This is a genomic window from Vibrio sp. 10N.222.54.A3, assembly GCF_041474095.1.
GTDB classification, from domain to species: Bacteria; Pseudomonadota; Gammaproteobacteria; order Enterobacterales; family Vibrionaceae; genus Vibrio; species Vibrio crassostreae_C.
Genome location: NZ_JBFRTN010000023.1, coordinates 21678 through 44977 on the forward strand (window position 1 = coordinate 21678; position 23300 = coordinate 44977).

At 45.3% G+C, this 23300-nt stretch carries 24 protein-coding genes; 14 read left to right on the forward strand and 10 right to left on the reverse strand.

All coding sequences use genetic code 11. The annotated features are described in order from the left end of the window. Window positions 1–14: 14 nt before the first annotated feature. The 4 genes from AB4507_RS06985 to AB4507_RS07000 all read left to right on the forward strand — a co-directional run bounded on the left by AB4507_RS06985 (window position 15) and on the right by AB4507_RS07000 (window position 3219). Window positions 15–1451, forward strand: a complete 1437-nt coding sequence (locus tag AB4507_RS06985) for a lipopolysaccharide biosynthesis protein (RefSeq protein ID WP_017062217.1) — start codon at window positions 15–17, stop codon at window positions 1449–1451. A gap of 136 nt (window positions 1452–1587) precedes the next feature. Further along, on the forward strand, window positions 1588–1920 hold the full coding sequence (locus AB4507_RS06990) for a hypothetical protein (protein WP_017062216.1): 333 nt from the start codon (window positions 1588–1590) through the stop codon (window positions 1918–1920). A gap of 98 nt (window positions 1921–2018) precedes the next feature. Beyond that, window positions 2019–2633: a LysE family translocator gene (locus tag AB4507_RS06995; RefSeq protein ID WP_017062215.1), complete on the forward strand. Its 615-nt coding sequence runs from the start codon at window positions 2019–2021 to the stop codon at window positions 2631–2633. Between the two features lie 151 nt (window positions 2634–2784). Then, window positions 2785–3219, forward strand: coding sequence for an N-acetyltransferase (locus tag AB4507_RS07000; protein ID WP_017062214.1), 435 nt, complete (start codon window positions 2785–2787; stop codon window positions 3217–3219). 74 nt (window positions 3220–3293) lie between these two features. On the opposite strand, the gene AB4507_RS07005 is transcribed toward AB4507_RS07000, so the two are convergent. From AB4507_RS07005 to AB4507_RS07020, 4 genes are all read right to left on the reverse strand, one after another. Beyond that, window positions 3294–3761, reverse strand: a complete 468-nt coding sequence (locus AB4507_RS07005) for a DUF3429 domain-containing protein (protein WP_017062213.1) — start codon at window positions 3759–3761, stop codon at window positions 3294–3296. Next, window positions 3758–4303 carry a glutathione peroxidase gene (locus AB4507_RS07010; RefSeq protein ID WP_102393681.1) on the reverse strand — a complete coding sequence of 182 codons (546 nt, stop codon included), beginning with the start codon at window positions 4301–4303 and terminating at the stop codon, window positions 3758–3760. The genes AB4507_RS07005 and AB4507_RS07010 overlap by 4 nt, the downstream gene beginning before the upstream one ends. 84 nt (window positions 4304–4387) lie before the next feature. Next, window positions 4388–5731, reverse strand: coding sequence for an AarF/ABC1/UbiB kinase family protein (locus tag AB4507_RS07015; RefSeq protein WP_065584895.1), 1344 nt, complete (start codon window positions 5729–5731; stop codon window positions 4388–4390). 222 nt (window positions 5732–5953) lie between these two features. Further along, window positions 5954–6340 (reverse strand): thiol-disulfide oxidoreductase DCC family protein, encoded by a 387-nt coding sequence (locus tag AB4507_RS07020; RefSeq protein WP_102393682.1) that lies wholly within the window; start codon window positions 6338–6340, stop codon window positions 5954–5956. A gap of 162 nt (window positions 6341–6502) precedes the next feature. On the opposite strand from AB4507_RS07020, the gene AB4507_RS07025 reads away from it, so the two are divergent. The 3 genes from AB4507_RS07025 (at window position 6503) to AB4507_RS07035 (ending at window position 9694) form a co-directional block, all read left to right on the forward strand. After that, a complete protein-coding gene (locus AB4507_RS07025; RefSeq protein ID WP_017065247.1) occupies window positions 6503–7060 on the forward strand; it encodes a DUF1439 domain-containing protein in 558 nt (185 codons plus the stop codon). A 224-nt stretch (window positions 7061–7284) separates the two neighbouring features. Then, window positions 7285–8847, forward strand: a complete 1563-nt coding sequence (locus AB4507_RS07030; protein WP_102393683.1) for a glutamate synthase-related protein — start codon at window positions 7285–7287, stop codon at window positions 8845–8847. Between the two features lie 325 nt (window positions 8848–9172). Beyond that, window positions 9173–9694: an NADPH-dependent FMN reductase gene (locus AB4507_RS07035; protein ID WP_102393684.1), complete on the forward strand. Its 522-nt coding sequence runs from the start codon at window positions 9173–9175 to the stop codon at window positions 9692–9694. 110 nt (window positions 9695–9804) lie between these two features. On the opposite strand, the gene AB4507_RS07040 is transcribed toward AB4507_RS07035, so the two are convergent. Then, window positions 9805–10617 (reverse strand): enoyl-CoA hydratase/isomerase family protein, encoded by an 813-nt coding sequence (locus AB4507_RS07040; RefSeq protein ID WP_102393685.1) that lies wholly within the window; start codon window positions 10615–10617, stop codon window positions 9805–9807. A gap of 130 nt (window positions 10618–10747) precedes the next feature. On the opposite strand from AB4507_RS07040, the gene AB4507_RS07045 reads away from it, so the two are divergent. From AB4507_RS07045 to AB4507_RS07060, 4 genes are all read left to right on the forward strand, one after another. Continuing rightward, window positions 10748–11707 carry a LysR family transcriptional regulator gene (locus AB4507_RS07045; RefSeq protein ID WP_012604456.1) on the forward strand — a complete coding sequence of 320 codons (960 nt, stop codon included), beginning with the start codon at window positions 10748–10750 and terminating at the stop codon, window positions 11705–11707. Window positions 11708–11860: 153 nt separating this feature from the next. Next, window positions 11861–12310: a redox-sensitive transcriptional activator SoxR gene (gene soxR, locus AB4507_RS07050; RefSeq protein ID WP_017062186.1), complete on the forward strand. Its 450-nt coding sequence runs from the start codon at window positions 11861–11863 to the stop codon at window positions 12308–12310. A 146-nt stretch (window positions 12311–12456) separates the two neighbouring features. Next, window positions 12457–12837 (forward strand): VOC family protein, encoded by a 381-nt coding sequence (locus AB4507_RS07055; RefSeq protein ID WP_102393686.1) that lies wholly within the window; start codon window positions 12457–12459, stop codon window positions 12835–12837. Between the two features lie 136 nt (window positions 12838–12973). Beyond that, window positions 12974–13393 carry a globin gene (locus AB4507_RS07060; protein ID WP_017071826.1) on the forward strand — a complete coding sequence of 140 codons (420 nt, stop codon included), beginning with the start codon at window positions 12974–12976 and terminating at the stop codon, window positions 13391–13393. A 111-nt stretch (window positions 13394–13504) separates the two neighbouring features. Here the strand turns inward: AB4507_RS07060 and AB4507_RS07065 are convergent, their stop codons facing one another. Then, the gene (locus AB4507_RS07065; RefSeq protein WP_017062183.1) at window positions 13505–14275 is read right to left on the reverse strand and encodes a DUF481 domain-containing protein; all 771 of its coding nucleotides are present in this window, start codon (window positions 14273–14275) and stop codon (window positions 13505–13507) included. A gap of 139 nt (window positions 14276–14414) precedes the next feature. Here AB4507_RS07065 and AB4507_RS07070 point away from each other — a divergent pair, with 139 nt between their 5' ends. Together AB4507_RS07070 and AB4507_RS07075 are read left to right on the forward strand one after the other, a co-directional pair. Continuing rightward, window positions 14415–14804 carry a DUF4345 domain-containing protein gene (locus tag AB4507_RS07070; protein ID WP_017062182.1) on the forward strand — a complete coding sequence of 130 codons (390 nt, stop codon included), beginning with the start codon at window positions 14415–14417 and terminating at the stop codon, window positions 14802–14804. 9 nt (window positions 14805–14813) lie between these two features. Then, the gene (locus AB4507_RS07075; protein ID WP_102393688.1) at window positions 14814–16316 is read left to right on the forward strand and encodes an arylsulfatase; all 1503 of its coding nucleotides are present in this window, start codon (window positions 14814–14816) and stop codon (window positions 16314–16316) included. Between the two features lie 56 nt (window positions 16317–16372). On the opposite strand, the gene AB4507_RS07080 is transcribed toward AB4507_RS07075, so the two are convergent. The 4 genes from AB4507_RS07080 to AB4507_RS07095 all read right to left on the reverse strand — a co-directional run bounded on the left by AB4507_RS07080 (window position 16373) and on the right by AB4507_RS07095 (window position 21388). Beyond that, the gene (locus AB4507_RS07080; RefSeq protein WP_017065252.1) at window positions 16373–17410 is read right to left on the reverse strand and encodes a LacI family DNA-binding transcriptional regulator; all 1038 of its coding nucleotides are present in this window, start codon (window positions 17408–17410) and stop codon (window positions 16373–16375) included. Window positions 17411–17607: 197 nt separating this feature from the next. Next, complete coding sequence (locus AB4507_RS07085; RefSeq protein ID WP_017065839.1) at window positions 17608–18693, reverse strand: porin; 1086 nt, start codon at window positions 18691–18693, stop codon at window positions 17608–17610. Window positions 18694–18941: 248 nt separating this feature from the next. Beyond that, window positions 18942–19958 (reverse strand): nuclear transport factor 2 family protein, encoded by a 1017-nt coding sequence (locus AB4507_RS07090; RefSeq protein WP_017065254.1) that lies wholly within the window; start codon window positions 19956–19958, stop codon window positions 18942–18944. 125 nt (window positions 19959–20083) lie between these two features. Continuing rightward, window positions 20084–21388 carry an MFS transporter gene (locus AB4507_RS07095; RefSeq protein WP_017104144.1) on the reverse strand — a complete coding sequence of 435 codons (1305 nt, stop codon included), beginning with the start codon at window positions 21386–21388 and terminating at the stop codon, window positions 20084–20086. Window positions 21389–21736: 348 nt separating this feature from the next. Between AB4507_RS07095 and AB4507_RS07100 the strand changes: the two genes are divergently transcribed. Then, the gene (locus AB4507_RS07100; RefSeq protein WP_017065256.1) at window positions 21737–23278 is read left to right on the forward strand and encodes a sodium:solute symporter family transporter; all 1542 of its coding nucleotides are present in this window, start codon (window positions 21737–21739) and stop codon (window positions 23276–23278) included. The last annotated feature ends 22 nt before the right edge of the window (window positions 23279–23300 follow it).

Sequence of the window (23300 nt, forward strand, 5' to 3'; positions counted from 1 at the left end):
AAAAGGTGACGACTATGGGTTCTTTAAAGCAGTCGGCTTACTACGCCATCGGTATATTAATGATGAAAGGGATTTCATTGGTGATGATCCCGTACATTACGCACAATATGACGTTGGCAGAGTATGGTTCCTTAGAAGCCATTGTCTTGCTGGCAGACATTGGGACGATATTGTTCAGCTTCGGTATTGTCGATGCCATGTATCGTTATGTGGGTGTCGCCGAAGGTGATGAAAAGCAAAAGCTCGTCTCGAACTGCTTCACATTGAGCGTGCTGGTGTGCGTGCTTGGGGGCGCCTTGATTGCCCTCAGTATGCCGTTGTTAATCTTAATGTTGCCAGTTGAATTCCAGCCTTACCAGATACTGCTTCTGCTTATTCCTACCATGCTCGATGGGGCGATTTCTATCCCGCTAACGCTGATGCGTATGAACGCGATGGCGAAACGTTTTTGCATGCTCAATGTGTTGAAAGCCGGTGTTCAAGCCATCATGACTTTTGTTTTGCTTGAGGCTGGATACGGTATAGATGGCGTGTTGATTTCAGCTGCGGTATCCAGTGTGTTGCTAATGGTTTGTTTAGTGCGTTATCAATGGCAAGAGATGGGATCTTTTGGTTGCTTCAAATACTCGGCGAAGATCTTAAAATTCGGACTGCCCGTTCTGGTTGGCGGTGCATCAATGTATATGATCATGGGGCTCGACCGCTGGGTAATGGCAAGCTTCGTCGGTGTCGAAGAACTCGCGATTTATGCGGTTAGCGGAAAGTTCGCGTTGATTCTTGGTCTGTTGTTGCAGCCTTACGCGCTTTGGTGGTTTCCAAACCGTGTGGCGATGCTTCAACAGCCGGGTGGCAGTAAGATGTGTGCCGATAGGGCGTTAGTCGGTGTTAATCTGGCCATTGTATTCGGTTGTTTGATGATCCTTACTGTACCTGGTTTTATTACTTTGATTTTGCCAAGCAGTTATCAATATGCAGGCACGATTGTCGTGGCACTCTTGGCGATTGGTGTGATTAAGAACGCTGGGGATTACCTTAACCTTGGCTGTTTCAGCGGTCACTCAAGCCAATCGCAAATGTGGATACAAGGCGGGTGTGCGATTCTAGCTGCGATTGGTTATTTTGTTGTGACACCGATTTATGGAGTGTGGGGCGTTGTGGTGGTGCTTTGTGGCACTTATGCCGTGAGACTGTCACTGCTCTATATCGTGAGCCAAAAAATGGAGTACTTGCCTTACGAGCATCGTAAATGGATGACAGCGCTGAGTATCGCCATACTTGCCATCATTAGTGATCGAGTTCTTGGCTTGGTGCTGGTTGATGTTCATGATTTTGTTTTAGGCAGTTTTGTGGCGATAGTGACGTTAGTGGCCTTCATTCGATACTCTGTTATCCCAGTTCCACAGGCGCTGCTTGATAAGTTTACGTTAGGCAAGCATTCACATGTGAGTTGAATTCATGTCATCCAAGCTCTGGGCTTTCTAATCGGCATTCTTAGATATCATAATTCCCGACAATAAAACACTGTTCATAATACTTCTGATTAGATAGTATTTATAAATTCAGTGAATATTAACGATGGAAAGATATATGAATAAGTGGATGCTGCTCCTTTCTCTGTTTTCAGCTGCCTCATACAGCGCCTCTGAGTTTTCAAGTGAGGGTATTACTGCTCCCGACTTCAATTCACCGGATTTCAAGCCGCCTGAAGTTTCCCAACAGGAGCAACACAATATCGTTTGTGAAAGTGTCGTTTGTAATTCAATCTCGCGATCGCAGCCAGTTCCTGAATTGGGCGAAGTACCGGATAGAGAGCCGAATAAAACATTAGAAACGATAGCGAGTGCGATTTTCATCGCGGGCGAAATTGGTATTGCAGAGAATTTGATTGAACCAGACGAAGAGCATTATATTGTCGAGTAATGGTTAATTAAAATGGCGGCATGTGAAGCGGTAAATACAGAGCTTTCTGCATTCGTTCATTGATTAAATATTTACGAAGTTTTTAACAAGGACGAAAAATGGAAATCTGGAAGTTAATGCTATTCATCCCCGCTTGTTTTGCGCTCAACATGACTCCGGGCCCAAACAATTTGTTATCAATGAACAACGCCCGTTGTTATGGATTTCAAGCGGCTTTGGTTGCGGGGTTAGGTCGAATCACAGCATTTTCTGGCATGATCGTGTTGGCGGCTTCTGGCTTAGCTGTCGTTCTTTATACTTCTGAAACTTTGTTCTTCCTTATAAAACTTTTTGGCGCGATGTACTTGCTATGGATTGCGTACAACGTATGGCGTTCACAAGCTAGCCCAGTAGCGGACATTGAACGTAATAAGAATTGGTTTGGTCTAGTTAAACAAGAGTTCACCCTTGCAGCTGGTAACCCTAAAGCGATACTCATCTTTACCGCATTTCTGCCTCAATTCGTTGATGTTTCAGCCAATGTAAACACACAGTTCTTCATTCTAGGTGGCACATTCCTAGTGTTAGAGCTGCTCGCGATATCTATCTACGCTGCCTTTGGTTTATACCTCAGAAACTGGTTCTCCAAGCCGCAAATGGCTAAGCGTTTCAACAAAGCGTGCTCGGTTTTTCTTGCGTTATCTGGCGCAAATTTGTTGGTTATTCGACAGTAAAACATAAGTAACCTAATCTACTCCTCAGGCGTTAGTTAAGTGGCATCTTCGTTAAGGTAGTTCGTAAGCCTTTAGGCTGTTGATATATTATTAATAGCACCTTTGAGTTTGCATGTTTAAACTTGAGGTTCGGTTTAAATGAGGTCTATCTATGAATGTTGTTTGTGCGGAAAAACAAGAACTGGCTGATATCTACCAGCTTGAACATGCTTTGTTTGGCGCTCACGCCTATCCGCTGTTTTTCTTTCGTCAGGCCTTTGATTGCTGGGGAAAAGGTTTATTGGTTGCTAAGCAAGACTCAAAGATTGCTGGCTATGCCTTAACGACAACCACAGACAAGCAGAATGAGTTTTGGGTCCTCTCATTGGCTGTAGACCAGAATTATCGTGGCATGGGAGTTGGCCGGAAACTGATGCAACAGGCGGTTGAGCAGTTGCCTCGAGATGCTAGGCTTTTGCTCACTGTAGACCCAAATAACACATCGGCTCGTGCGCTTTATGCATCGATGGGGTTCGTTACCATCAAGCAAGAAGACAACTACTTTGGTGATGATGAGCCGAGGTTAGTGATGAAGCTCATCATCTAGATTGTTGCTAACGGTTTTTAACAAAGGCGCTTAACTAAATCAAAGGCTCACACTTCAAAGACAATCTCGTAGCTCTAGGTTAGCATCACGATACCGTGCATTAACACGACACTAGAGGTCAGCCGAGTCCTCATATCAAAGTAGCCATCAGGACCTTGGCTCTGGTTCTCTTCTCTCATCGTCCTTTCAGCTCGCCAAACCGCAATATAACCAAAGATGAGAATCAGAGTTGTCACTAGCTCTTTTTGTTCGCCAAGCAATACTGCCAGCCAAGCGATGAGCACAATCGCGTTGCTTATTAGCAGTGCTTTGTTACTTGATTGGCTTTCAAAGTTTTCGATGCCATTTGCCCACAAGATCCCTGAAAGAAAACTCAAAATTGCCACGCTGTAGGTGATGAACAGCGTTTCACCGCTTATCCCCATAAATTGGCTGTCGGTGAGCGAAAGGAGAAGACCGAATAAAAACGGAATTAACCCCATGTACCCCAGTTTGGCCATGGTGTTACGGGTTTGAGTTGTTGCCATGTAATCCGCCTTCATAACTGCTGCTCAATCGCGTTTTTGAGCGTGGCACTCACTGGAGATGTGGAGCTAGGGAAGGTGGCGACGACTTTACCTTCTTTACTGATCAAGAATTTGTAAAAGTTCCATTTAGGCGTTACGCCCGCTTGCTGTTGTATCTCTGTAAACACGGGGTTGGCGTTGCTACCAGACAGTGAAGCTCGCGCCATCATTGGGAAGGTCACGCCATAGTCTAGGTAACAAACCTTTGCCGCCTTCTCTTCGCTTCCCTTGTCTTGGCGAAAATCATTACTTGGGAAACCGATAACCGTGAAGCCTTGGTCTTTGTAGGTTTGATGAAGTTGCTCGAGTTGCTCAAACTGCGGAGTGAAGCCACATTGGCTCGCTGTATTTACCACCAATAGAGTTTTGCCTTGAAACTCATCGCACAAGGCGATTTCTTCGGTTGAGTTTAACAAGCGCTGTTTGCCATTAAGTATTTCGGGACAGCTCGCTGCAAAGGCGATGGAACTTGTGAGGCTTGTAATCAGTGCGGTTGAGCAAAGTAGTGAACATTTCATAGGGTTGGCTCATTTTAGTTGGCGTAATGGTTATTACTCTTGAGCACGATGAAATGATCACTTTGCGTATTATTTACTGTCTCATTAACTCGCGCTTTTAGTTGTGCTTTTGCTCTCTGAGATAAGATATGGAGCGACCAAGCGACTGATATTCACTTTTGCACCAAGGCGAGCCGCTAATAGATACATGCCACCAATTTTTCGGTGCAGGAACAGCGCATCGGCGGGCGGCGTATGCCAATACTCTTGTTCCATGCTCAAAATGGTGCCTGCTTCACGAAGCCTTTGTGCCAATCCACTGGCTTTGAAGTCGTACTCTTCGTCAACTAACATCGGCTCACAGGCCATCTTCACTAGATTTAGAATCGCTTGGCGTTGTTCGGGAAGAATTGTCTCGCTAAAGAATCCTATTTGCTCTAAAGCTCGGTTGAGCACTTGCTCATCGTTGTTAATGACAGAGGAAAAGGCCAAGCGATAACCCTCGCTGAAGCGGTCACTGTACTCACGGGTTGCTCCGAAATCTAATAAGCCAATTTGTCGGGTGTTTTCAACATAAAGGTAGTTGGCGAAATTGGGGTCGGTTTGCACCATCTTAAAATCGAACAACTCTCTGAACAGAAGCTCCAGTAAGCTGTGCATTACAAAGTCACGTGTGCTTTGGTCGTAACTTTCGATTTGCTCTATCGAGACGCCTTCGATGAAGTCCATGGCGAGCACCGATTCTGAAGAGACTTGCGGATGAATCTTAGGTACGACGAAGTGAGAGTATTCTTTCAATGCATCATGGTAACGAGTTGCGTAATCAGCTTCGCGAGCATAGTCTGCTTCATCGTGGAGCTGTTTCTTTGCCTCTTCTAACAAGCCTTTGTAGTCGACCGACTTTGGTATCAAGCCAACAATATTGAGCAGCGTGCCCACGTTATCTACATCACTGTCGATACTTTTTCTAATGCCGGGGTATTGGACTTTGACTGCGAGTTTGTCCCCAGCATCACTATAGGCTTGGTGAACTTGTCCGATAGATGCACTGGCGATCGGTTTAAAATTGAAGGACAGGAATTCGGTTTTCCAATGGTTCCCGAGCGAGCTTTCTAACACTTGATTGAGCTGTTTTGTTGGCAGTGGATCGGCATCGGAGCGCAGGCGAGAGAGAATGTCGGCTAACTCTGGTTCTAAGACATCACCCGCATCCATTGATAGCATCTGTCCTAACTTCATAGCCGCACCGCGCAGGTGTGCGAGTTGATCGGTCAGGCGAGCAATGTTTTGTGGCGTTAACAGTAAGTCTTTTGCTTTGGGCCTGTTGCCTTGTGCAATTTGTTTGGTGCCTTCCGTTAGCACGTTACCCGCGACTCTTGTCGCCAACGAAGCGAACTTACTGAATCTAGAAATTCGATGTGTGGGTAGGTTTCTCTCTTTTGCCGACATAAAGGTTCTCACTTAGTTATCAAGACTCACTACAAAGTTCTATAAATCATTACCCAACCGAATGTTTTGTTGTGGTAACTTGTCTCGCGAAACAGTAAACAGAATTTAAGGGACAAAACATGAAGTTTATTTGGTTAAAAGTCGCGGTTACCGTTTTAGTTTTTGCTGCGCTGTTTGGTGTGGTGTATTACAAAGTCGCAAGTGGTATGTCTTAACCAAGCGCTATTTTGTGCAGCTGTTACCATCGCAGCGCGACTTTCCGGTTAACCAGAAAGAGACTTTGTATCGGTTCTTGGCAAACCGAAGATAACACCAGTCGGCCACTGGCTTGAATATCGCCCAACGTAAAGGGGCGTATAGCCAACCTTTTCCTACTAAGCGCCACGCTTGGTAGGTCACGTCTAAACCTAGCAGCAGTTTTCCATTCTCATCCAGTGCATGCAAAACGGTGTTGGCTGCGTCGGCATCAATCTGAGGGTAGTCTGAAAAGGCTTCACTGTAGATATCGATGGTTTGAATCTTATTCTTGACATCATGCTTTGCAAGTGCCGCCATCTCCTTTGCGCACAACGGGCATGTCCCATCGTAAAATATCGTTAATGAAGTCATTGCTTCCCTTACTATTTTTACCAATTACAAACTATACGCAATCACCGATTAGGTGGATCATTTTGCTCAGTTATCCGACACTGTAATTGTGACGACTATTTTACAGTGCCATCTCGAGGTAAAATCCGTTCCATGCAATTACATATTAAGAGTCGATCCCCAATGACAACAAAGTTAATGAACCGTTTGATTATAGCTGTGACAGCCCTGATGCTCAGTGGTTGTGTTAGCTACAGCATTACCGAGCAAGAAATGACGAAGTACCTTGAAGACTCAGTGATGCTAGAACAAGAGGTTGGTGTGCAAAGTGTGATGTACGCACAAGTGGCTGTGGATGATCTAGAAGTGCAAATTGGTCGAGCCGATGCACAACGCGTGTCCGTGTTGGCGAATACCAATGCAAAAGTTCAAGTGTTCAATATGCCTAATATGGGGTTGGATTTAGACTTAGAGTTCAGCGCGATTCCCGAATACGACAAGGAGAGTGGCGAGGTGTATCTAAAGTCGCTGCGACTAGAGCGCTTTGAAGAAAAAGGCAAACAGCTTTCGCCTGAAATAGAGACACTACTCAAACCAGCTGTATCGATGATAGGTTTTGCTTTGTCCCAGTCTCCGGTTTACAAACTCGACAGCAACAAGGTTCAAGAGTCGTTGATTAAGTCATCGGAACCCAATCTAGTGATTAAAGACAATAAATTGGTTATCGAATTGTTTGATTAACCCTCAGTGCATTAGTTTTGACTAAGCTCTCACCCATAATGGCTGCCTACTAGGTAGCCATTTTTGTTTGAGCTCAGTCGGTCATGACTGTTTTTAGTCGGTTTACTCACCTTGTCTATCAGTCTCATTTATTGAATTAGCCGCGTATCTCACCTTTACTTTATTCTTGCGAGCAAGTCATCGCTTCAGTCATCAAATCATAAAAAAGAAAAGGTGAACGAACTATGAAGAGTCCAGTAATCGCGGATAACAAACCCGTCAAAATCGAGCTGACAGAGGGAGAAGAGTATTACTTCTGTACCTGCGGGAAATCGAAAAGCCAACCGTTTTGTGACGGTTCTCATGCTGGTACGGGGTTCAAACCGAAAAGCTTTGTCGCCGAAGAGAGCGGAGACGCCTACCTTTGTCGCTGTAAGTATTCCAACAACCTTCCTTTCTGCGATGGCACTCATAAACAGTTCACAGCGGAACAAGTTGGGCAAGAAGGCCCTGATGTTCATATCCAAGCGGCTGCGCCAGATTTGTCGCCAGCTGCGAGCGCAACCAAAGAAGAACCTACCGTCGAGTTTATTCATCAACTGGCGCGTGATGGTTTATCCAAGGTTGGACATCATGGGCCAATGACCTCCATGGGCGTTCCAAGACATCTATTGCCTCACTGGGACGATATTCAAGTGATGGTCGCGCAAATGGCCACCAAGCCTTTGCTGGAGAATATGCCCGTTGGAACTGAACTGATTATTGGCCCCAAAGCGAAGAAGCCACTCAAATTGGACATCTCTTTGTTTGTGTCTGATATGAGTTTTGGCTCGCTATCTGAAGAAGCAAAAGTCTCATTGGCGAAAGGTGCCGAACTCGCAGGGACGGGTATCTGCTCCGGTGAGGGCGGTATGTTACCTGAAGAGCAAGCGGCGAACTCTCGCTACTTTTATGAATTAGCCAGTGCTCAGTTTGGTTACGATGAAGCTAAGCTCAAAAACGTTCAAGCCTTCCACTTTAAAGGCGGGCAGGGGGCTAAAACCGGAACGGGCGGGCACTTACCGGGCGCGAAGAACATAGGCAAGATCGCGGAGGTGCGTGGCATTGAAGCGGGCACGGCAGCGATTTCTCCACCCACCTTTGTCGACCTTAACACGGTCGAGGATTTTAAAAAGTTCGCCGACCGTGTTCGAGAGGTGACAGGCGGTATCCCGATTGGCTTTAAGTTAAGTGCCAATCACATCGAAGAAGACATTCAGTTCGCGCTTGATGCCAGTGCCGATTACATCATCTTAGATGGGCGTGGTGGCGGTACAGGGGCGGCGCCAGAAATGTTCCGTGACCATATCAGTGTTCCCACTATTCCAGCACTCGCTCGCGCTAGAGCGTATCTCGATAAACAAGGGGTCAGTGACAGAGTCACATTGATCATCACGGGCGGCTTGCGCGTGCCGATGGATTTCGTAAAAGCGATGGCGCTTGGTGCTGATGGTGTCGCTATCTCAAACAGTGCCATGCAGTCGATAGGTTGTGTGGCGGCGAGAATGTGTAACACCAATAATTGCCCTGCTGGTATTGCAACTCAAAAAGCCGATTTACGTCAGCGTTTGAATGTCGAGAAAGCATCGAACCAGCTTAAGAACTTCTTTGAAGCCTCGACAGAATTAATGCAAGTGATGGCGAGGGCATGTGGGCATGATCATTTGAATCAATTTAACCCTCATGATTTGGCAACATGGAATCGCGAAATGGCCGAGCTATCCGGTGTCGCTTACTCTGGTGTCTGTCCATTAAATCACTTTAAGTAAATAATACTTCGATAAAGCACACTCAATGTATTTTGGGTGTGCTGACTTTTTCCTGTGTAATGCCAACCTATGTTAAACCTTTCATAATCAACTGCTTTATAAGTGTTTTTAAACTATTTCCTATATTTTGAAAATATCGCTTTACCTCAAGTTAACTTGAGGTTTTATCATCATCCCCAATCTAAAAACACAATCTATCACCTTGTCGCCTAGCGCAGGTTTTGATGTTATCAAACAGACGTTACGAATCTTCAGTTATGAATTTTGAGCTCCGTAATTGAAGTCATGAGTGCAAAAAGGTGAGAAAAATGAACAAGGATCAACAATGAAAGTATTAGCGATTGGCGCGACCAACAGTACAACATCAATTAATCAACAACTTGCAGCGTACACCGCAAGCTTAGTTGAGGGCGCGCAAGTAGAGGTGCTCGATCTTAATGATTTCGAGATGCCTATTTATAGTGAAGACAGAGAAAAAGAGTCCGGCGTTCATCAACACGCGCAGCGCTTTTTCAGCAAGATTGGCGAAGCTGATGCTGTGGTCATCTCTTTTGCAGAGTACAACGGTTCATACACCGCAGCTTTTAAGAATGTGTTTGATTGGACATCACGAATCGACATGAAAGTGTATCAAGGTAAACCTGTGGTTATGCTCTCCACATCACCAGGCCCCGGTGGCGCAAGCTCTGTGTTGTCGTCTGCGGTAAATTCCGCACCTTACTTTGATGCTGATGTGAAGGGGTCGATGTCGGTGCCAAGTTTCTACGACAACTTTAATGTAGAAACGGGTGAGATCATCAATACCGAAATGGCCGAGAGCCTGAAATCGATCATGAGTCAGATCTAACTGCTTCAGTGAGTGAGAGAATTACTACATCGGTGCACAGATAAATAGATAAATAAGTAGATACATACATAAATGGCCATCAAGCGATGGCCATTTAATTGCGTCATTATCTATTGTGATAACTCTGCTTCGGTGTCAACGAAGATACCTTGAATGTCTTTCGCTTCACGCTCAGTTTGACCACCGTGTTTTAGAAACGCACCGATAATTGCTGCGGTTTTCTGCTCTTTTGCGCGCTCTAAGAAGTAACGAAGTTCTAGTTCAGCGCCCGCTTGCTCATCTTTGATTGAGGCAGCGATGATCTCTTTGTACATCACGATATCACGTACTTCTAATTGGCTGATTACACCGAGTGTCGCTGCTAAGAAACCCTCTAGCTCTGCCTTCGGTACAAACTGCGTGATGATGTTACGCTCTTCTGCTTGTTGAGCCGTAAAATCGTTACCAAGCAGCAAAGCTTGTAGCGCTTTGTTTTTGCCCATGCGTCTTGCAAATTGAACTGCGCCTTGGCCACCCGTTGGGATGTTTACATGAATTTCTGGTTGTGCGAACGCCGAGTTTTCAGTGCCGTAAGCAAGGTCACACGCCATCACAAATTCATTACCGCCCCCACGAGCTACGCCATCAACTACCGCGACAGAGACTTGTTTCATCGCTTTAATGTTCTCAATCATGTGGTTGAATTCAATCGAACCAGCTTGTCCACCTTGTGTACCGTTGATCACATTGAGATCTAGGTGAGCCAGAAAGAAGCTCTCATGTAATGATTTGAAGACCACAACCTTAGTATCACGATCATCTTTCAATGAAAGTACAAAGGCATTGATCTCGTTGATCAAGTCGAAAGTCAGCACGTTCACTGGTGGGTTGTTGATCGATACTGTTGCGATGCCATTTTGGTTAGTCACAGATAGTAGTGTCATGGGGTGTTCCTCTATTAGGTCGGGACTGAATGTTGTCTCCGTTATGTGCAGCTACTATAGATTTGTAATAAGATGAGAAAAATAGTCATATTGGCACTTGATTGGTGCCTTAAATGCAACAAAGGGCGTTATGGATATATCGAGTCGTTTATTATTGTTACTTGAAGTGGTTGAGCTGGGTTCGTTTGTCAAAGTGGCGGAGCAAAGAAACGTCGACCGTTCCGTTATCTCTAAACAGATCAGCCGTCTTGAAGAAGAGCTGGATGTTCGGTTACTCAATCGAACCACTCGTTCGTTATCTCTGACAGCTGCAGGCAATGAGATGGTCAATCAAGCGCATCAGCTTCGTGCACTGTTGAACGATACTCGACGCTTGGCGCAAAATTATCATGCAGAGCCTCGAGGGTTATTAAGAATCACCAGCTCGACCATGTTCGGTCGACAATATGTTCAGCAGGCGATTGCGGTTTTCCAGAAGCAGTATCCAGATGTTGATTTTGAATTGAGACTCGAAGACCGAATCGTCGATATGGTTAAAGAAGGGTTTGATATTGGTTTCCGTATTGGTAAGCCCAAAAACTCCAGCCTAATCAGCCGTAAGATAGCCAGAAGTCGATTGCTGATTGTCGCTTCACCTGAGTTCATTGCTCAGCATGGCGAGATCAACACCATCGAAAAGTTAGAGTCATTACCTGCGACTATCTATGCCGCTCCGGGTTTGTTGATTGATAAGTTTTCTTATGTCGATCAAGAGGGGCAAGCGCAGCATTTCCAGCTTAATGCCGCTTATAAAGTGAATGACGTTGAGATGATTTCCAAGAGCGCGCTAACTGGCAGTACTCTCGCGGTTGTCACGGCGCAGATGATTGAAGATGAAGTGCTCAGTGGAGAGTTAGTGCCTATTATGACTCACTTAAACTTGGATGACTTTGGCACTTTCTATGCGGTGTACCCACATCGAGATGCACCCATAAAAACCAAGCTCTTCATTGATACATTGAAAACCATTGTCGGTGAAGATAAACCTGTGTGGGAGCAAGGCATTCCCGGGTTTGACGACATGTATGGTAATCAGCGAACAAAATCATAGCTCAAAAAAATCAATACGTTAGGTTGCTTTGTTGCGCGTATTTTGTAATCTAGCCCAAACCTAAGTTTGAACGCAAACTTCAAGTTAAAATGAACTATAGTATACTGGTTATTATCAGGAAGAAACGGCTATTCAAACAGGAAGTGAAAGATCATGAGAAACATCGTATACCTCACCATAGGCCAGTTGGCTGAGCGCAGTGGCGTGGCTCCTTCGGCCTTACGCTTTTACGAAACCAAGGGGTTGATTGCTTCAATTCGTACTAACGGAAATCAGCGCCGTTATCAGTCGGCGATGTTGAGAAGAATTGCTTTGATACAAGTCGCGCAGTCGATAGGCTTCACGCTGGAAGAGATCACCGAAGAATTATCGACACTGCCGATGAACCATACCGCGACTAAGCGAGACTGGGAGCGGGTTGCTAAGAAGTGGCAGGGTCAACTCGACAGCAAAATGGCGCAGATTAAATCGCTACAAGAGAACTTAACCGGCTGTATCGGTTGCGGATGCTTGAGTATGCAAAAGTGCAACTTGCTAAATCCTGATGATATCTTGCATGACCAAGGGCAGGGCGCACAACGAATTGTTGAACAGACTAACTGAGTTCCCGAAAGGCATGGAGCAGCGAACTAAGTTTCAGGTGTTTGCTCAATGGGTTAAGCAACAGTTGTGACCGAATAGCGTGCCTAGACAAACACGAATTATAGGTCTAGTTTAGGTTGTTCTTTCAATAGAAGAAGAGGTTAGTTATGTTCAGCCATGTTTTTCTCGGTACCGAAGATATTGAACGCGCGAAGGCTTTTTATGACCCAATCATGAAAGTGCTTGGTTATAGCGAAGGCTCTGTTGATTCTAAAGGGCGCTGTGTTTACGTTAGTCAAACAGGTGTGTTGGGCTTAACGAAGCCGATTGATGGTCAGCCTGCGACTCACGGCAACGGCATGACGGTGGGTTTTCTTGCGTCTTCTCCTGAAGTTGTAGATGAGTGGCATCGAGTTGGCGTCGAAAATGGCGGTACCAGCATTGAAAATGGCCCCGGAGCGAGAGGTTCTGACGAGCGTCGCTTGTACATGGCTTATTTGCGAGATCCTGATGGAAACAAGATTTGTGCAACGCACTTTATGCCGTAGTTTACGTTATGCCATCGTTCATTTTATGCCACAGTGGCGTATACTTAGATCATATTGATGGTTCGGAGTTGGCTAAGTTGCGGCTCTGGACTTGTTAGCTTCCCGATAACTCAAAATTTTGCAAAGGACTGGCTAGATGAAACCGAACGAACTGTTTTATGAAAGTTTTGAGCGCTGCCGGATTGACCAAGAATTTCTCGAAACGTTTTTGGCTGATTTTTGCGAGCATAACCCAAGGTTTTCAGAACGTTTTGAAAATATAGGGTTAGAGCAACAAACCAAGATGCTTAAAGCCTCGATCATTCTTATCTATAACTCTGCTGGTCTACCAAGCGTGCGTAACTCAGTAAAGAAATTGGGTAAAAGGCATAAAGACCTAGGGCTGGATATTTCCGAGATTGAGCTCAACGAGTGGTTCAATTCGTTACTCAATACAGTTAAAAAATATGACCCTCACTACGATGAAAGCGTCGAACAAGCTTGGACAGAAACTCTCGAGGCCGGCTTAACTATCATGAAGAAAGAGTGCGTAGTTCCAAACACTGTGAATAACTAGGTCGTTGATGGGTAGTTTTGCTTGTTCGTTAGTTAAAACCGGCATTAACTCTTGAAAGATTGACATTGTCAGGTAAGCCTAACGATATCAGGCTTACCTCTTATTGTTTGACTAGAAATGAGCAGCCCAACCAATCAGGAACCCTTGCGATGCGGTATCGTATTCAAAGGTCCCCTTGTTTTCGTAATCAACCCAGGTCGATTTGTAGGCAACATTTAAGTCAGACCAACTGTTTATCTGGTATCGCACGCCAGTTAACAGAGATGAGGTAAAGTTGGTGTCACTACCAAGCCCTGCATCAATGGTTGCGTGAAACTTCCAATCCTTATTGATCTGCGTTATCCATCTCACACCTATTTGGTAATCAACCCAATCTTCATCGAGTGATCGGTCTGCACTTAGATTGCCACCTGAACCGTAAAGCTTGGCATCGATGTCGTTATCCCACCAACGAAGCCCAAACAGATAATCAATCGTGCCAAAATCGTACTGGTAGCGCTTAAACCCCTTCACATCTAAAACACCTTGTCGGATATCAAGGTTGCCCCTCAATACCTCTAGGTTGCTACCTAACACTGAGTTTGTTTTTCCGCTTAACTTCATGAAGCTGTAGTCAATGTAATAGCCCCACTGATTGTCATAGATACCCTCTAAACGCACCATTGCGGTCATATCAAGATGATCCATGATGAATGCAGGATCAACATCGACATCAGCAGACAAATCACTAATGGTGCTGTCTCCGCGGATGTTGAGTGCGAGCGCGTAAATTTCGAAGCTATGTTGCCACTTTTTTGTATCCGCTTGTGTGCTTGCTTCCTGAGCATTTACGGTTGAACTGGCAGCCAATGCTGATGCGAGTAGGTAATGCCATTTAGCCATATTGATATCCTTATCTTCGATGTGAAATAGCACGAATGTAAATGTGTGTTTTAACTATCCATTTTCCACATATGCAACTTGTATATTGCTGATTGTAGACTATGTTTTTTGAAAAGAGCCAAATTAAAAGAGTAAGGATATGAAGCCACAAAGTGTTTTTTTGTTCGTCGCTGTTTTGGGTTTAACACCGATTGCGTTGTCGTACGGTTATGCCCCCGTTGTCTCCCTTGATTATCTTTTCGGAATTGATGCTAGCCCTATCAATGTCACTCATATCTTTCGTGCTGTGATGGGGTTGTACTTAGCGTTGGCTCTGTTTTGGATAGCAGGGGCGTTACTAAAGAAATACCGACTGCCAGCACTCTACAGTTTGGTGGTCTTCATGTTGGGTTTGGCTGCCGGCCGAGTCATTAGCTTGTTGATAGATGGCATGCCTCACTGGCTACTTGTCGTCTATCTACTATTGGAGCTTGGCTTTGGTTTGGTAGGAATAAAAATGGTTCACAAAGAGCAATCTGAAACAGTATAAGGACATTCTATGAAAAGGATTTTCCACCTTGTTGTTCTGAGTGTGTTGAGCAGCTTTTCGCTATCAGCATGGTCAGCCCAAGAGCAACCGAATATTTTTGTTATCTTCACGGATGATATTGGGATATCAAACCTGAGTGCTTATCACAATGGTGTGATGAGCAGCGAAACACCGAACATCGATAGTATTGCTGAAAAGGGCATGCTACTGACCGATTATTACGCTCAACCCTCTTGTACGGCGGGTCGTTCTGCATTCTTAACGGGTCAACTCCCTGTTCGAACAGGCATGCACTCAGTCGGATTGCCAGGTGGCCCAGTTGGTTTAAGTGCCGACACGCCAACGCTTCCTGAGATTCTTAAAACCATGGGTTATGTTACGGGTCAGTTTGGTAAAAACCATCTTGGTGATCGAGATGAATTCCTACCGACAATGCACGGTTTTGATGAGTATTGGGGTTGGTTGTATCACTTGAATGCAATGGAATACACAGAAGATCCAGATTGGCCAAAAGATGGATCTTTGGATGCCTTTGCACCTCGTAATGTCATTTACGCAAGATCAGATGGCAAAGGTGGTCAAACGATCGAAGATGATGGTGCATTGTCGATTGAGCGTATGCGTACACTCGATGATGAAGTGAATAAACACGCGATCAACTTCATCGAAAGGGCGGTTGAAGCGGATAAGCCATTCTTTACTTGGTACTGTCCATCACGTGGTCACGTTTGGACGCACCTGTCACCTGAATACGAAGCCATGCTTGGCCAAAACGGTTGGGGACTTCAAGAAGTGGTCATGAAAGATCTTGATGACCATGTTGGTGAGATGATGGCGAAAATGGAAGAACTCGGTATTGCCGACAATACCATTATTATTTTCACTGCCGATAACGGCCCAGAGATCATGACTTGGCCAGATGGCGGTATGACACCTTATCACGGTGAGAAAGGCACAACTTGGGAAGGTGGCGTAAGAGCCCCTGCATTGGTTAGCTGGCCGGGTAAAATCCCAGCGGGTACTGTAGGCAATGGCATCTTTGATGGTATGGATTGGTTACCCACTCTTGTCGCTGCGGCTGGTGGTCCAACGGATCTAAAAGAAAAACTGCTGAAAGGTCACGATGGCTTTAAAGCGCACCTTGATGGTTACAACCAAGTGGATATGCTGACCGAGAAAGGCGAGTCAAACCGTAAAGAGATCTACTACTACGAACGAGACAAGCTGCAAGCGGTTCGTGTTGGTGATTGGAAGGCGCATTTCATCGTGCAAAACCACGGTTGGAGTGGCCCTAAAGAAGAGCTAAACGCACCATTGCTGTTTAACTTACGTCGTGACCCATACGAGCGAGCGGCGGAAGAGTCGGGCATGTACCTAAAATGGATGGGACAAAAAATGTGGGCATTTGGCCCGGCACAAGCGGCTGTCCAACAACATCTAGCAACCTTCCAAGAGTGGCCTCCAGTGACGCCTGACTCTCCGGCAGAGAAGACCGGTGGTGTAGGTAACTAGTTAAATATCATAAAAAATCCCGCTCACACTGAGCGGGATTTTTGTTTGAAAGCGTCTTAACGTTGGTTCTGTTTTAGCGTCGTGTTTCGTTCAATGAACTTCACTGGCACCATCAGCTTAACCAAGCTTGTGTCTTGCTCTTGAATCTGGCTAACGACAATTTTCACTGATTCACGTGCAAGGCGTCTGAAATCTTGCTTGAAGGTAGTGAGTTGGTAGTTCAACCATTGAGTCTGTGGGATATCGTCAAAACCAATCACTTGAAGATCTTCTGGAATACGCAGGTTAAATTCTAAGCGCGCCACATCCATTACTGCCATCGCGAGGTTATCTGTCGCACAGAAAATCGCTTGAGGATGTGTGGGTTCTGAAAACAGAGTCCGAATGGTATCTAGAGCATCAAGGTAGTCATAGTCAGCTTCAATAACACGAGCTTGCTTGCCTGTTAGATCTTCGAATTCTGAGCAAAAGCCCGATTCACGCTCGCCGTTGGTGTAGGTTGGCACGTTACCTGTCAGGTAAACCGCTGACTTTGTTCCTACGCTATGTAAATGTTGAGCGGCGACTTGGCCTGCGGCGTAGTTGTCACTTATTACATGGCTACTCTTAGTCCCCTCAACTACACGAGCATACTGAACAATGGGGATGTTGAACTCTTCACACTCTTCATAAAGCGACTTATTAAAGGTCGCCGAAGCAGCAATTACGCCATCAACTCGGTATTGGAATATATTAGGAATCGAGTGGTTGTCGTTTCCATCCACTTGCCAAGGAATCAATACCGCAGAGTAACCCTGCTTTTGTAGCTCAGTAGAGATAAGTTGCAGAGTTTTCATGTGGATAGGGTAGTCGGCATCTGGGAAAACTAAGCCAATCAATTTGGACTCATTTGTCGTCAGACTGCGGGCAAAGGCATTGGGACGATAGTTCAACGATTTTGCTGCATCGAACACTTTTTGCTTGGTCTTTTCAGACACTGAACTGCCCGGGACAAATACACGAGATACAGTTGATTGAGAAACGCCAGCAAGTTTAGCGACATCTTTAGAGGTGACGGTTGGCTTTGACGCCGTGGAGTGTTTTGGAGAGCTCATAGACCATACTTTTGAACCAAATTGATTGTGCATAGAGTAACATAATTAGGTACGTACTCAAAAATACAATATGCCATGATTGGATGAAAAATAAGGGTTAATAGAGAGTGTTGAATATTATTCTGGGTATGACCCAAAAAAGCTCTGCGTAAGAGCAGAGCTTTGTTTAAAGAATTTATGAATCGACTAACTGGGCGTTAGAAGTAGTAACGAATACCTGCAGCGAATTGGTCATCTCTGTTTTCGAATTTATTGCCAACGAGCTGATCTTTACCTAGGTCGAATTGGTATTCAGTCCAAACTAGGAATTTGTTCTTCTGGAAGTGGTATTCAACACCAGGGATAAGCAGGTTACGCTCATAGCCATCTGTTTGGTCATCACGATCTTCCATGTAGTTGTAGTTCAACGTAGGGCGTAGGCCATTGTCGAAGTGGTAGTACGTGTAGATTTCACCACCTAGGGTATCGAACATTACATCCGTACCGCCTTGGCTTACAGCTTCCCAGTTTTCGCCCACGTGGAAAGTGGCACCTGCGTAGAAGCCGCCGTTGCTGTAGTTCGCACCCAATAGCATGATGCGCATGTTGTCGCCATTTTCTACGCCAACCACACCTGAGTCTAGGTCTGCAATTTCATTTTGGTGGTAAGCTGCACCTAGTGTTACGCCATCAACCGGTTTGTAAGTGATTGACGCACCCATTCCGTTTTTCAATGAAGCTGTCGCATTACTCGCTAGTGCCACTTCTTCACGTGTCGTTTGGTAAGTGAAGCCGTAGCTTACTTGGTCGTTGATTGAGTTACGGTAAGTAATGGAGTTTTCTGCTCGACCTGTACCAGATGCAATACCCCAGTCAGAAAGGTTGTAAACACCTGAGCCGCGAGTACCGAAGACACGACCTAAGTCGGTGTACCATGCGACGTCATAAAAAGTAGACCACTGCTTAGTACCTGCTGCGATCTTGCCGTATTTGTCGTGCTCTACGCCTGCGTATAGAAGTCGGTCGTAAATATTGTCGCCGTTAGCACCTGAGTTGTAACCCCATTCAGCATGGCCAAAGCCAGTCCAGCCGTTATCGAGTCCCATTTGACCTTTAAGGCCGAAACGAGAGCTACCGCTGTTCCACTCACCGTTGTGGTCGCCGCCCTTATCTTGGTAACGAACGTCGAAACGACCGTCTAAAGTAAGGCTATCGCCCGCGTCATTGGTAAAAGTGTGTGCAGCAAAAGCAGAACCTGAGGTAAGTGCTGTCAGGATCACTGCTGAAAGAATCGACTTTTTCATTGTAATTCTCTTTATTCAGGCCGTAGAAAGCCACCGTGCTTTCAAGCCCGTTATATTGGTAATGGTTTGGCAGGGTGTACCCCATCCATGAGGCACTAGTAGATTCAGTTATTAGTGGAGCAATAATGAATTGGTTGGAGCACTTACTAGGAGCGAGAAGGGTCCCCCAGTAAGCGTGGCAACCTAAATCAGATGTCTATTTAGGTTGCCACTATTTCGTTTCAATCTTTTGGATTAAAGCGTATCGATTACAGCGTTGGGTTCATGATGCTTGAAGTGCGTTCGAACACATCTAGACCTTGCTGTTGTAGCCAGTAAGGAAGGTCGATAAGAACCCAGTTCTCAGACAGTTTGTCACCGTCGCGGTAGTAAACGTCAACCACTTGCATGTTTGCACGCACTTCGCCGCCAGTCATACCTAGGAAGCCACCTGTTGGTGTGTTTGATAGGTTTGGCCAACCGAAGAAACAAGAGAAGTTACCTTCAGCGAAACGACAAACGTGGCCGTTGAACTTCTTGTCTTTCAGGTTATTACGGAAAGGAAGTTGGTGCTGTTGTTGGTAACGAGGAATAGTGTAAGACGCGCCGATACCACATGGGCCGTACCAAATCATGTCTTTTGACCAGCTCTTCGCGAGTACTTCTGGTGGGCAACCCATTGCGCCGCTGTCGTTAAGAGCAGACAGGTCATCAACCATTTTGTTTACTAGAGCCAGTGTCGCAACACCTTCTTCTGGAGCCGCGTCTTCGAATAGCAGACCGTCGTGGTTACGTGGGCCAGGGTATACGAAGTGCTTACCAGTTGATGGTGGAAGTGGGTAGCAACCCGCTTGATCCATCATGCCTAGTAGGTCTAGAAACAGGCCTGTCTTAGTGATTTTGCCATCAACAACACAGTTAAATTCTGCGTAGCGAACGTTCATGATCTTGCCAGTTGGGCGCATACCTAGGTATTCAGCGTCGAATAGACCCATGAAGTGACCCATGCTCATTACCCAAATCTCATCTGGGTTAACTTCGTTGTTACCACCGATGAAGATGTCTTGACGACGCTGCATGCGAGTCATTGACTTCATCATTGGTGCCCAGAATACGTCAGCTGCTGCTTGTGCGCCTTCTTGCTCACGGAATGGGTAAACACCGCGCCACAAGTAATCTTCAGAAGTGTGTGCTTTTAAAACTTCAGCAACGTTCTCGTGAGTTGCGTTTTCCATTGCATCGAAGTATTCACGAACAATGCGTTTCGCTTCTTGATATTTAGACATAATAATTTCTCTTTGTGTTGTCGAGTCAACATTCGGAACAGGACTCGATTTGGATTTTGTTACCGGCTGATTTATCAGCCGGCTTTAAACTTTTCGTATTTGAACTTCAGCGTATGAGTGTCGAATTAAGCTTTTGCTGCTTCAGCTTTTTTGCTCTTATCGAAGACGCCACCTTTTAGAGTTTCAGGCAGTGTTAGCCATAGTAGGCCGGCGATAATCCATACGATTGGTGAGCCCCACATTGCTGTTTGTAGGTCGGTACGCTCTTGGATGAAGATAAGAACCATTGGTGCCCACATGCCGATAATACGACCGCCATGGAATAAAGCTGCACCATAGCTACGCAAGCGTGCTGGGAACAATTCAGAGAAGTAACCGCCCCATACTGCAGAAGCAGACAGGCCGAAGTTGTAGATAAGACCTAGAAGAGCCAGCATGTTTAGGCCGCCAATCATCATGTCACCAGGTGCGACAAAGAAGATAGAAACCATAATACCTGCGAGGATGAAGCCGAACGCGTTGATCTTACGACCGTACTTATCTGCTGCCCATCCCCAGAACCAAGCACCGAAGAGTGAACCAAATGCTGAGATAGAGAAGATCAAACCGATGGTTGCACCATCAAACATACGAACATCTTTCAGGTAGGTAGTTACAAAGCCACCGAAGAATTGGAATCCGTAGAAGTTAAGACCAGAAAGAAGTAAACAAGTAATCGTAATTTTGCGGTAAGGCTTGCTTAACATCTCACCCCAAGAACCTTTTTTAGCTTCGGTTACTTCACCAGCTGCATTGGTTGTGGTTTGTTGATCTTCTTCACCGTAGGCGATCACTGTTTTGTCGCTTGGTAATACAAAGATCATTAACGCTGCTGCTACAAGCGGTGGAATACCACCTACCCACATTAGGCTCTGCCAAGGTGCATCAACACTTGTAATGAAGGCTGCGTAAGCGCCCATTGCCACTAAAGCAACAGAGAACATTGAAGAAGCAAAAGCAGTCAACTTACCGCGAACCGTTGGTGTAAATAGGCCAATCATCAAAGATACAGCTACAGTGAAGTAACCGCCTAAAGACAGTCCAATGATGAAACGCATTGCGGCCCAAGTGGCGTAGTCGGTAAACATCATGTTGATGATGGTTGCACCACCGTTTAATGCCGTAATTGCTACTAGCGTGGACTTTTTGCCGAACTTGGTTGCGAACCATGCACAGCTCAGTGCACCAATCAGAGCACCAACAGACTGCCAAGTGTAGAACTGAGCGGTATCAGAAAGGCTAATACCAGCATATTCTTCCACAATGTATGGGCGTACGTAGTCAATAATTACAAAGTTATAACAATAAAAAAAGTAACCTACTAGAATTGCTAGATATGCGGCTACCCTTTGAATCATAGGAACTTCGCTCATGTGTTTTTTAATGGTCATGACCGATAAACCTTTATTTTATATAGGGTGGTTTTGGTTTTAATTATTGTGTGTTGATTATTTAGCTTCATCACACCGTCTTCATTTCGGGAGAGATAATAGAATTTTTGTGGTTATTAGATCCGTGATCAAAGTCAATTTTAAAATGAGTGCGTACCCATTTTGTGCATTTTAGTGATCTTGATCTCATTTAACTGGGTTTTTGTGCTTTGTGGGGCGATTTGAGTGTTTAATCGTCTATCTTAGTGATAATAGTCACACTTATTGTGGGTTTTTGAGGGAAAACATCCATTTTTGAGTACTATTGGCAGCGAATTAATTGCGACATACAATAAACGGAATCTAAAAATGGTTACGTACTCAAGTTTTGTGGTTATTGCTCTTTATGTGCTAACTACTTTGTTTATCAGCTACTTAGTTAATAGGCGCTATAGCGTCGGTGGCGACTTTTCGACTGGTGGAAAACAGTTTGGTTGGTTTACGGCAGGTGTGTCGATTCTTGCAACCTACATCAGCGCAATGACGTTCGTTGGCATGCCGGGCTGGGTTTATAGCTCAGGCATGGAAGCGATGAGCGTACATTTGAACTATCCAATAGTGATCTTTTTCACTGTGCTTTTCTTTGTTCCGGTGTTTTACAAGCTCGGCCTAACCTCGATTTACGAATACCTAGAGCACCGCTTTGGCGTTGTTGCTCGCACGATCAATTCCATCGTGTTCATTGTGGTTCAGTGTATTTCGGCAGGGGTTATTCTGTATGCGGTAGCCCTGATCTTAGTGCAAGTGCTGCCAGTGAGTATCTCTGAGGCGATCATCTACATCAGCGTATTTACTGCGTTGTATACCTATGCGGGTGGTATCTCGACTGTAATCTGGACTGACATGCTTCAGTCAGCAGTGTTGATTATCGGCAGCATTGCGATCTTTGTTTTATTGCTGATGAAAATCGATGCGGGCGAGATGTTGTCTCCTGAACATTTGAATATCATCAATCTCGATTTTGACTTAGGCGTTGATACCACATTGTGGGCCGGCGTAGTGGCTGTGAGCTTCTTGCACCTGAGTGTGTATGGCACTAACCAACTGATTATTCAAAGAACATTGGCGACTAAGTGTGTTAAAACAGCGCAAAAATCGATGTTGCTTTGTGGCTACGGCGCATTTTTTGTTTATCTGTTCTTTGCTGTGATGGGGGTGCTGTTAAGTGTCTTTTATCAAGACAGCAGTTTTGAAAACAGCAACGAAGTGATTCTCGATTTTGTGTTTAACCATACCAACCCAATCATTGTTGGTTTGGTGATCTCAGCACTTTCGGCTGCGGCAATGTCGACATTGGATTCCACCTATAACTCAATGGCGACGGTCGCAACGTTCGATTTCTATAAGCGCTTCTTCCGTAAGCAAGCCTCTGACGCGCACTATGAATCAGTGGCTAGAAAAATGAGCCTGGTTGCTGCAGCGTCGGTTGTTGTGCCTGCGTTACTGGCTGTTTCTAATGAATCAGTGCTTAAAACGATTGCGAGCTTAACCTCTATTTTTGTTGGTATTCGCCTTGGCTCTTTTATCTTGGGTTTGTTCTTCAAACAAGCAAACGAGAAAGGCGTAATTGCGGGCAGTATTGGCAGTGTGGCCGTCGTATTCATCGCCAAATACAGCGGAATAGCTTGGCCTTGGTTTGCCTTGATTGGCACTGTGGTTTTCTTAGTGTTAGGTGTTGTTGTGAGCCGCTTCTGGGGAGAGGTAACCGAGCAACAAAATGAATTTATAGAAAAGCAAAAGCATTTGTTTGCAAAGCCTACCGCGAGTCATTATGGCTTGTTGGTGTTCGCTGTTGTGACGATTGCTGCTTGTACTGTTATCCCTGATTGGCTTTATGCCGCTCTTTCTTAATTGACCGATTTTTTACTGGTAT

What these genes read in the sequence shown, in the direction of transcription:
- AB4507_RS06985 (WP_017062217.1), top strand. Translation starts at nt 15, where the DNA reads ATGGGTTCTTTAAAGCAGTCGGCTTACTACGCCATCGGTATATTAATG.
- AB4507_RS06990 (WP_017062216.1), top strand. Translation starts at nt 1,588, where the DNA reads ATGAATAAGTGGATGCTGCTCCTTTCTCTGTTTTCAGCTGCCTCATAC.
- AB4507_RS06995 (WP_017062215.1), top strand. Translation starts at nt 2,019, where the DNA reads ATGGAAATCTGGAAGTTAATGCTATTCATCCCCGCTTGTTTTGCGCTC.
- AB4507_RS07000 (WP_017062214.1), top strand. Translation starts at nt 2,785, where the DNA reads ATGAATGTTGTTTGTGCGGAAAAACAAGAACTGGCTGATATCTACCAG.
- AB4507_RS07005 (WP_017062213.1), bottom strand. Translation starts at nt 3,761, where the DNA reads ATGAAGGCGGATTACATGGCAACAACTCAAACCCGTAACACCATGGCC.
- AB4507_RS07010 (WP_102393681.1), bottom strand. Translation starts at nt 4,303, where the DNA reads ATGAAATGTTCACTACTTTGCTCAACCGCACTGATTACAAGCCTCACA.
- AB4507_RS07015 (WP_065584895.1), bottom strand. Translation starts at nt 5,731, where the DNA reads ATGTCGGCAAAAGAGAGAAACCTACCCACACATCGAATTTCTAGATTC.
- AB4507_RS07020 (WP_102393682.1), bottom strand. Translation starts at nt 6,340, where the DNA reads ATGACTTCATTAACGATATTTTACGATGGGACATGCCCGTTGTGCGCA.
- AB4507_RS07025 (WP_017065247.1), top strand. Translation starts at nt 6,503, where the DNA reads ATGACAACAAAGTTAATGAACCGTTTGATTATAGCTGTGACAGCCCTG.
- AB4507_RS07030 (WP_102393683.1), top strand. Translation starts at nt 7,285, where the DNA reads ATGAAGAGTCCAGTAATCGCGGATAACAAACCCGTCAAAATCGAGCTG.
- AB4507_RS07035 (WP_102393684.1), top strand. Translation starts at nt 9,173, where the DNA reads ATGAAAGTATTAGCGATTGGCGCGACCAACAGTACAACATCAATTAAT.
- AB4507_RS07040 (WP_102393685.1), bottom strand. Translation starts at nt 10,617, where the DNA reads ATGACACTACTATCTGTGACTAACCAAAATGGCATCGCAACAGTATCG.
- AB4507_RS07045 (WP_012604456.1), top strand. Translation starts at nt 10,748, where the DNA reads ATGGATATATCGAGTCGTTTATTATTGTTACTTGAAGTGGTTGAGCTG.
- soxR (WP_017062186.1), top strand. Translation starts at nt 11,861, where the DNA reads ATGAGAAACATCGTATACCTCACCATAGGCCAGTTGGCTGAGCGCAGT.
- AB4507_RS07055 (WP_102393686.1), top strand. Translation starts at nt 12,457, where the DNA reads ATGTTCAGCCATGTTTTTCTCGGTACCGAAGATATTGAACGCGCGAAG.
- AB4507_RS07060 (WP_017071826.1), top strand. Translation starts at nt 12,974, where the DNA reads ATGAAACCGAACGAACTGTTTTATGAAAGTTTTGAGCGCTGCCGGATT.
- AB4507_RS07065 (WP_017062183.1), bottom strand. Translation starts at nt 14,275, where the DNA reads ATGGCTAAATGGCATTACCTACTCGCATCAGCATTGGCTGCCAGTTCA.
- AB4507_RS07070 (WP_017062182.1), top strand. Translation starts at nt 14,415, where the DNA reads ATGAAGCCACAAAGTGTTTTTTTGTTCGTCGCTGTTTTGGGTTTAACA.
- AB4507_RS07075 (WP_102393688.1), top strand. Translation starts at nt 14,814, where the DNA reads ATGAAAAGGATTTTCCACCTTGTTGTTCTGAGTGTGTTGAGCAGCTTT.
- AB4507_RS07080 (WP_017065252.1), bottom strand. Translation starts at nt 17,410, where the DNA reads ATGAGCTCTCCAAAACACTCCACGGCGTCAAAGCCAACCGTCACCTCT.
- AB4507_RS07085 (WP_017065839.1), bottom strand. Translation starts at nt 18,693, where the DNA reads ATGAAAAAGTCGATTCTTTCAGCAGTGATCCTGACAGCACTTACCTCA.
- AB4507_RS07090 (WP_017065254.1), bottom strand. Translation starts at nt 19,958, where the DNA reads ATGTCTAAATATCAAGAAGCGAAACGCATTGTTCGTGAATACTTCGAT.
- AB4507_RS07095 (WP_017104144.1), bottom strand. Translation starts at nt 21,388, where the DNA reads ATGACCATTAAAAAACACATGAGCGAAGTTCCTATGATTCAAAGGGTA.
- AB4507_RS07100 (WP_017065256.1), top strand. Translation starts at nt 21,737, where the DNA reads ATGGTTACGTACTCAAGTTTTGTGGTTATTGCTCTTTATGTGCTAACT.